Genomic DNA, 6,505 nt, shown 5'->3' with positions numbered 1-6,505 from the left:
CCCACCTCCACCCACCTCAATCCGGCTCAATCCGGCTCAATCCAAGGAGAATCGACATGGACGAGAACGCCCGCTACCAGGTCCTGCGCAACGACGAGGACCAGTACTCGCTCTGGCTCGCCGACCTGGAGATCCCCGCCGGCTGGCACGCCGTCGGCAAGGAGGGCACCCAGGACGAGTGCTCCGCCTACGTCGACGAGGTCTGGACCGACATGCGCCCCCGCAGCCTGCGGGAGCGCATGGAGAACGCCGACGCCTGACCGGCCGTCACCGGCACCGTGGGGGGCGGCAACCGCCGCCCCCCACGCCGACCGAGCGACACGTCCCCCCACACACCCCGCACCCTCGGACATCCCTATGTGGTCCTTCGCCCGCGGCCCTCCCATCGAGACAAGGACGTCTGCCATGACCCCGACCCTGCGTACCGCACGACTGGTCTTCCTCCCCTACCGCCCCGAGGACGAGGACGTCTTCGTCGAGCTCCTCAGCGACGAAGTGGTCTGTCGCTGGATGGGCCAGGAGAGATGCTCCGAACCGGAGATCCGCACCATCTACCGCTCGATCCTCACCGACGTCTACGGCAAGAACCTCTTCGACGTGTGGGGCGTGTGGTCCGACGGCGACTACATCGGCCACGCCGAGATCAAGAAGACCGGCAACGTCGACGGCCACGAGGCCATCGCCGCCCTGGTCAGAAAACACTGGGGCCAGGGCTTCGGCAGGGAGCTCGTCGAGGGCCTGTTGGCCTACGCCGCGGACACCCTCGGCGTCAAAGAGGTCTACGGCATGGTCGGCGCCGAGAACACCGCCAGCCTCGCTCTCTGCGAACGACTCGGCTTCCGCCATGTGCGCGACGTGGTCTCGGACACCGGGACGGTCACGAAGATGCTGGTGGTGTCCACGGTGAACGACACCCCGGGCTTCTCCTGAAGCGACCACCGGAGCCGTTGACCGCCGCGACTCCCTCCGGCCTGACAGGCTCGTTCGCGGTGCTCGACGAACGGCGGGTGGCCTACCTCGACTTCGCCGGCAGCAACGCCGAAACCATCGCCCACCTGCGGGAGAACGGCCGTATCACCCTGATGTGGTGCGCGTTCCAGGGCCCGCCGAACATCGTGCGCGTGCACGGTCACGGCGAGCCGGTCTTCCGCGACGACCCGCGCTTCGAGGAACTGCTCAGGCACGATCCTCCTCAGCCTGCCCGCCGGGGCCGCACCCCCTGCCGGGGTGCGGCCTTCGGCGCAGGTGCTTATGCCGGCCAGCCGCCGTACGGCACGGTGATGAGCTCCATCGCATGACCCGCCGGGTCCAGGAAATACACGCCCCGGCCACCGTCGTTGTGGTTGATCGAGCCGGGGTGCTGCTGGTGCGGATCGGCCCAGTGCTCGATGCCGCGCTGCTCGATCTGCGCGTACGCCTGGCCGAACTCCTCCTCGGAGACCAGGAAGGCGTAGTGCTGCGGGGTGATGTCGTCCGCGGGGATCGTGGCGAAATCCAGCGTGACGCCATTGCTCAGACCGACGGCGATGAACGGGCCCCACTCCGCGGTGATGTCAAGGCCCAGCAGGTCCGCGAAGAAGGTGGCGGACTCCCGGTTGTCCCGGGCGTGGATGATCGTGTGGTTCAACTCGACTGACAAGGAATGCCTCCGAAGGCATCTCCCGACACCTCCATGCCTCACCCAGCCGGTGACCGACACGCGATGTCGCCGCAGAGCGTAGCCGACCTGTCCGCGCAGTGCGTCACAGGCCCAGCAGCTCCGCCAGGTTCCCGCCCAGCACCCGCTCCCGGACCTCGCCGAGCGGCGTGACCCGCTCCACGGTGGCGCGGGACAGGACGGGGTCGCCGTACGGGGCGTCGGAGCCGAAGAGGGTGCGGGTGGGGAGTTCCTGGATGGCCAGGCGGACGGCGAAGACGATGTTCGCGGTGGACAGTTCCAGGTAGAGGTTGGGCGTGGCCCGGGCAAGTTCGATCGCTGCCATCCAGTGCGCCCCGGCCAGTTGGCTGATCACCAACGGCACCTTCGGGTAGCGGGCCGCAAGTTCCGCCAGGGTGCGCACGTCCGCCGACGTCGTGGGGGCGTAGCCGTGGACGACCACGGGGAGCCCGCCGTGGTCGTGGGCGGCCCGGAGCACCGGCTCGACCAGGGCCGCCCCGTCCGGGGGCGGGGTGAGCTCCCCGATGCCGTGCAGTCCGCGACCGGCCACTTCCCGCGCCACCCACGCCGCCGTCCCGGCCTCGTCCAGGCCCAGGGGCACGGAGCCGAAGCCCAGGAATCGGGTGGGGTGGGCGGCCAGCGCCTCGTCCAGCTCCCGCCACGCAGCGGCGTACCCGTCGTCACCGGCCGGGCCCGTACGGCCGTCGGAACCACCGCTCAGCGCGCGTTCCAGCACGCCCATCTCGTGGCGCAGGGAGGCCAGGTCCGTCGCCCGCTCCGGGTGCGGACGCGTGGGGAAGAGGACCGTGCGGTCCACGCCCGCGTCGTCCAGCGCGGCCAGGTGGAGGTCCAGCGGGTCGTGGACGTGGCTGTGGGCATCGATGATCATGTGGGCCTTCCTGAGGTGCCGGCCACCGGCGGAATGCGGGCGGCGGGACCAGTGTTGATCCCTGACACCGTGGGAAGGTCAAGCGAGAGGGGGAGGCCGTGCTGATCGGGGAGCTGGCCGAGCGGACCGGGACCAGCGAGCGGCTGCTGCGCTACTACGAGCGGGCGGGGCTGCTGCGGCCCGAGCGGCTGGCCAACGGCTATCGGGCCTACACGGACTCCGACGCCGCCGCCGTACGGCGCATCCGGGCCCTCCTCGCGGCCGGGCTGCCCACCCGGGTCATCCGCCAGGTGCTGCCCTGCACCACCGACACGGCCGCGGTACAGCCCTGCCCCGGCGTGCTCGACGCGCTCCGGGACCAGCTGCGTGCCCTCGACCGGCGGTCCGCCGAGCTCGCGGCGGCCCGCGAGGTGCTACGGGAGACGATCGCGGGCGCGGAGGGGCGGCGCGGGGCCGCCCCGCTCGGCCCGTGAACTCCTCACTCGTCGTCTTCCGCCCGGCGCTCGCCCTCCGCCTGGGAAGGCTGGGTCCGCATCGTCTCGGGGTGCTGCGGCTGGCCCGGATCCATGTCCTCCTCCAGCCGTTCGCCCTCGGCCTGCGACGGAGTCGTGTATTCGTCGTACTGGCTCATGGCCGCCTCCGCGTACTGGCTCGTGGCCGCCACTGCGGTCGGAACGCCTGCCTGCATCACGAGCGTAACGCTTCCGGTGACCCGCGGCCCGTGCTGGCCGGCGACCCTCGCGACCGGCACCCCGCCGCACACGCGGACGAGGGGAGGAGGAAAATCGGGCCATGGCAAATAGCGCAGGGGCAAAGGCAGTTGTGATCGGAATCGCCGCGCTCGGGGTGGTCGCCGCGCTCGCCGTGCTGTGGGTGCTCAGCCTCTTCGGATCGATCTTCTTCGGCTGGGAGCCCGTGGGGCCCTGAGCGGCCGTGCGGGGCGGCCGCGCAGCATGCCTCCCCGCGACCGCCGCCCTCCGCGGGGCTACCGCAACGCGGTCCCGATCAGCCCCCGGATCTCCTCCTCCAGCACGCCCCCGCCGCCCAGCAGCCGGTCGAAGACCAGCCCGTCCACGCAGGCCAGCAGGGTGAGCGTGCGGCCCTCGGCATCGGCCACACCCTGCGCGGCCAGGAAGTCGCGCACGGTGTCCCGGCCGGCGTTCTCCCGCGGTACCAGGATCTCCCGCAGCTCCGGATGGCGCGCGCTCTCCAGGGCGCACGCATAGCGCGCGAGGGACCGCTGCCGCCCTTCTCCGGTGAGCCGCTGCTCGACGAACGCACTGATCTGAGCGGCCAGTTCGTCGGCGTCGCGCGGCGCAGGCAGCTCTTCCCCCGCCCTTTGCAGTTCCGCCTGGTCGCGTGCGACGAGCCGCCGGACCAGCGCGGTGAGCAGCGCCTGCCGGGTGCGGAAGTACGCGGAGGTGGTGCCCGGCGGCAGGTCCGCCGCGCGGTCCACGGCCCGGTGGGTCAGTCCCCGCATCCCGTCATCGGCGAGTACGTCGATGGCGGCGTCGGCGAGGACCGTACGTCGATCTGTGGTCACCCCTCCTTTCTACACCTGTAGAGGAAGGGGCTACGATCTTCTACATCTGTAGAAGGCCATAAGGGGCCTGCGGGGGAAGAGAGGGGACCGTTGTGGGCAGCAGTGCGGTGGTGGTCGGGGGAGGCATCGGCGGGCTGGCCGCGGCGCTCGGCCTGCGCCGGATCGGCTGGGAGGTGACCGTCGTCGAACGCGCCCCGGTCCTCGACGACGCCGGCGCGGGCATCTCCCTGCACGCCAACGGCATCCGCGCCCTGGACGCCCTCGGCGTCGGCGCAGCGGTACGGGCAGCCGCCCGGCCGCAGTACGTCGGCGGCACCCGCACGCCGGACGGACGCCGGCTGGCCCGTATGGACGGCGTCGCGCTGGAGCGCGAACTGGGCACCCCGATCGTGGGCATCCCGCGCGCGGCGCTCCACCGGGTGCTCCGCGAGGCCTTGCCGGCCGAGTCACTCCTCATCGGCGCCGAGGTGACCTCCGTCGACCGCACCGACCCGGCCCGGGTGCGGATACCCGTGGGGGAGACCGTTCTCGACGCGGATCTGGTCGTGGCCGCCGACGGCATCAACAGCCGGCTGCGCGGCCGGCTCTTCCCCGGTCACCCCGGCCCCGCCTACAGCGGCTCGACCGTACTGCGCGCCATCACCGAGCACCCGGTCGCGCTGCGCACCGACTTCGAACTGACCTGGGGCCCGGGCGCCGAGTTCGGCCACATCGCCTTCACGGACGGCCGCGCCGAATGGCACGCCGTCCTCAACTCGCCCGCCGGCGTGCGCTTTCCCGACCCGCTCGCCGAGATGCGCCGCCGGTTCGCCGACTGGCACGACCCCATCCCGGCACTGCTGGACGCCACCCGTCCCGAGGCCGTCCTGCACCACGACATCAACGAACTGGCCATCCCGCTGCCCGCCTACGCCGTGGGCCGGATCGCCCTGCTCGGCGACGCGGCGCACGCCATGACCCCGAACCTGGGCCAGGGCGCCTGCCAGGCACTGGAGGACGCGGCCACACTCGCCGCCGCCCTGGCCACCGAGCCCGGCGTCGAGGCGGCGCTGACCCGCTACGACGCGGAACGCCGCCCCCGTAGCCAGTCCGTCGCCCGCGCCGCCCGCCAGGCCGGCCGGATGGGACAGCAACTGACCCACCCCGTGGCCCTCGCCCTGCGCAACACGGCCCTCCGACTCGCCCCGCCCCGCGCCACCGTCCGCACCATCCTGCGCCATGCCGACTGGACACCGCCGCGACTGCCCTGACGGGGACGTGGGGAGGTCGGGGGACTGACGGGGTACGTACCGGACGCGCGTCAGGCCGTGACACCTGGTGGACTTGAGCCTCCAGTAAGGGGAGACGCAAAGGTAAGGACATGCACGGCGACACCCTCCGCTCCAATGACTCCGACGGCTCCCCTCTGCGGTCCTGACGTTGACCCCGAACGCCCGGAATTCACGGCGATCGTGCGCTCGATGCCCCCCGAGCTGCCCGACGACCCCGACGCCGAGCAGGTCCGGGCCTGGGTGGAACTCGCCGAACTGTCCCTGGACAGGGACTTCCGGGCCGCGGTGCGCCGGATGGTCGAGGAGTACGCCGCCGAACAGCCCGGTGCCGCCGTGGGCCCGCGCCCCGACCTGGCCGCGGCCGTCCGCGCGCACGTCGGTCCGGCTCTCGCCGCGGGCATCGACCCGGCCGCCGCCCCCGGCCGATCCGGCCGTCGCGGCCCTCACGGCCCACTACGCGGCCGTGCTGGGCGGCCCTGACGCCCCCGAAGACGCCCCCGCAGTCCACCGGCAGCTGCTGCGCCGCCTGGAATCCATGAACGACCCCCGCAGGGACCGCTACTTCCAGCTGCTCGCGGCGATCAACGGCTGGCCGGCCCCGGACGCCCTGGCACCGGTGTCCTCACCTTCGGCGGCCACGGGCTGCAGCGCCTCGAACTCCTCCAGCAACTCGACAACCAGGCGTCGTGCCGCGTGGCGGAGAAGGCCCACTTCGCCTTCGACCGCGTCCTTCCGGCCGCGCCGCCCGGGCAGGCGGTCAACGCCGCCGCCGCGGAGATGGCCGAGTACGTCAAGATCGTCGCAGCGGGCGGCAAGGGCTGGATCGGCTACTGGTTGCATCCCGACGAGCCCGCGGGCCGCCCTTGGCCCGTGATCGAGCTCGACACCGAGTTCTCGTACCGGGGCATGGTGGGCGGCACCCTGGCCGAAGCCTGCCTCGCCGAGCACATCCGCTACCAGGACGAGCCCGACGAACAGCTCGCCTTCTCCCGTCTGTCCGCCCGGCTCGCGGACCTCGGTCTGCGCCTCGGCGTGCAGGACTACGACGCCCTCCACGAGCCCGAGTTGACGGTGGCCCCGGAGGAACTCACCGAGGAACTCCTCGACATCGAGCGCGCGAGGCGCGGCCTGTCCTGAGTGCCGCA

At 72.3% G+C, this 6,505-nt stretch carries 10 protein-coding genes and 2 pseudogenes; 8 read left to right on the top strand and 4 right to left on the bottom strand.

All coding sequences use genetic code 11. The features are described from left to right. Positions 1 to 56: 56 nt before the first annotated feature. The 3 genes and pseudogenes from V2J85_RS07705 to V2J85_RS07695 all read left to right on the top strand — a co-directional run. A complete protein-coding gene (locus V2J85_RS07705) occupies positions 57 to 260 on the top strand; it encodes an MbtH family protein (RefSeq protein ID WP_261957632.1) in 204 nt (67 codons plus the stop codon). A gap of 145 nt (positions 261 to 405) precedes the next feature. Continuing rightward, entirely contained in the window at positions 406 to 930 is a 525-nt protein-coding gene (locus tag V2J85_RS07700; RefSeq protein ID WP_261957633.1) for a GNAT family N-acetyltransferase, read from the top strand. Positions 931 to 959: 29 nt separating this feature from the next. Continuing rightward, a pseudogene (locus V2J85_RS07695) lies at positions 960 to 1,190 on the top strand (pyridoxamine 5'-phosphate oxidase family protein); the annotation flags it as partial. Between the two features lie 59 nt (positions 1,191 to 1,249). On the opposite strand, the gene V2J85_RS07690 reads toward V2J85_RS07695, so the two are convergent. Together V2J85_RS07690 and V2J85_RS07685 are read right to left on the bottom strand one after the other, a co-directional pair. After that, positions 1,250 to 1,639, bottom strand: a complete 390-nt coding sequence (locus tag V2J85_RS07690; RefSeq protein WP_261957634.1) for a VOC family protein — start codon at positions 1,637 to 1,639, stop codon at positions 1,250 to 1,252. A gap of 103 nt (positions 1,640 to 1,742) precedes the next feature. Beyond that, positions 1,743 to 2,546: an amidohydrolase family protein gene (locus tag V2J85_RS07685; protein ID WP_330821020.1), complete on the bottom strand. Its 804-nt coding sequence runs from the start codon at positions 2,544 to 2,546 to the stop codon at positions 1,743 to 1,745. 98 nt (positions 2,547 to 2,644) lie between these two features. Here V2J85_RS07685 and V2J85_RS07680 point away from each other — a divergent pair, with 98 nt between their 5' ends. Beyond that, positions 2,645 to 3,019 (top strand): MerR family transcriptional regulator, encoded by a 375-nt coding sequence (locus V2J85_RS07680; RefSeq protein WP_261957636.1) that lies wholly within the window; start codon positions 2,645 to 2,647, stop codon positions 3,017 to 3,019. 5 nt (positions 3,020 to 3,024) lie between these two features. Here the strand turns inward: V2J85_RS07680 and V2J85_RS07675 are convergent, their stop codons facing one another. Then, positions 3,025 to 3,177 (bottom strand): hypothetical protein, encoded by a 153-nt coding sequence (locus tag V2J85_RS07675; protein WP_199816279.1) that lies wholly within the window; start codon positions 3,175 to 3,177, stop codon positions 3,025 to 3,027. A 161-nt stretch (positions 3,178 to 3,338) separates the two neighbouring features. On the opposite strand from V2J85_RS07675, the gene V2J85_RS07670 reads away from it, so the two are divergent. Further along, positions 3,339 to 3,473 carry a hypothetical protein gene (locus V2J85_RS07670; RefSeq protein WP_261957637.1) on the top strand — a complete coding sequence of 45 codons (135 nt, stop codon included), beginning with the start codon at positions 3,339 to 3,341 and terminating at the stop codon, positions 3,471 to 3,473. Between the two features lie 58 nt (positions 3,474 to 3,531). Here V2J85_RS07670 and V2J85_RS07665 read toward each other — a convergent pair whose 3' ends face one another. After that, positions 3,532 to 4,089 carry a TetR/AcrR family transcriptional regulator gene (locus V2J85_RS07665; protein ID WP_261957638.1) on the bottom strand — a complete coding sequence of 186 codons (558 nt, stop codon included), beginning with the start codon at positions 4,087 to 4,089 and terminating at the stop codon, positions 3,532 to 3,534. 92 nt (positions 4,090 to 4,181) lie between these two features. On the opposite strand from V2J85_RS07665, the gene V2J85_RS07660 reads away from it, so the two are divergent. From V2J85_RS07660 to V2J85_RS41240, 3 genes and pseudogenes are all read left to right on the top strand, one after another. Continuing rightward, positions 4,182 to 5,339, top strand: coding sequence for an FAD-dependent monooxygenase (locus tag V2J85_RS07660; RefSeq protein ID WP_330821019.1), 1,158 nt, complete (start codon positions 4,182 to 4,184; stop codon positions 5,337 to 5,339). Between the two features lie 198 nt (positions 5,340 to 5,537). Next, a pseudogene (locus tag V2J85_RS07655) lies at positions 5,538 to 5,979 on the top strand (MerR family transcriptional regulator); the annotation flags it as partial. A gap of 74 nt (positions 5,980 to 6,053) precedes the next feature. Beyond that, positions 6,054 to 6,497, top strand: a complete 444-nt coding sequence (locus tag V2J85_RS41240) for a hypothetical protein (RefSeq protein ID WP_419836763.1) — start codon at positions 6,054 to 6,056, stop codon at positions 6,495 to 6,497. Positions 6,498 to 6,505 lie beyond the last annotated feature (8 nt).

Source organism: Streptomyces bugieae, assembly GCF_036352915.1.
Taxonomy (GTDB): domain Bacteria; phylum Actinomycetota; class Actinomycetes; order Streptomycetales; family Streptomycetaceae; genus Streptomyces; species Streptomyces endophytica.
The sequence above is the reverse complement of the archived record's forward strand: the minus strand, read 5'-3'. Positions and strand labels throughout refer to the sequence as shown.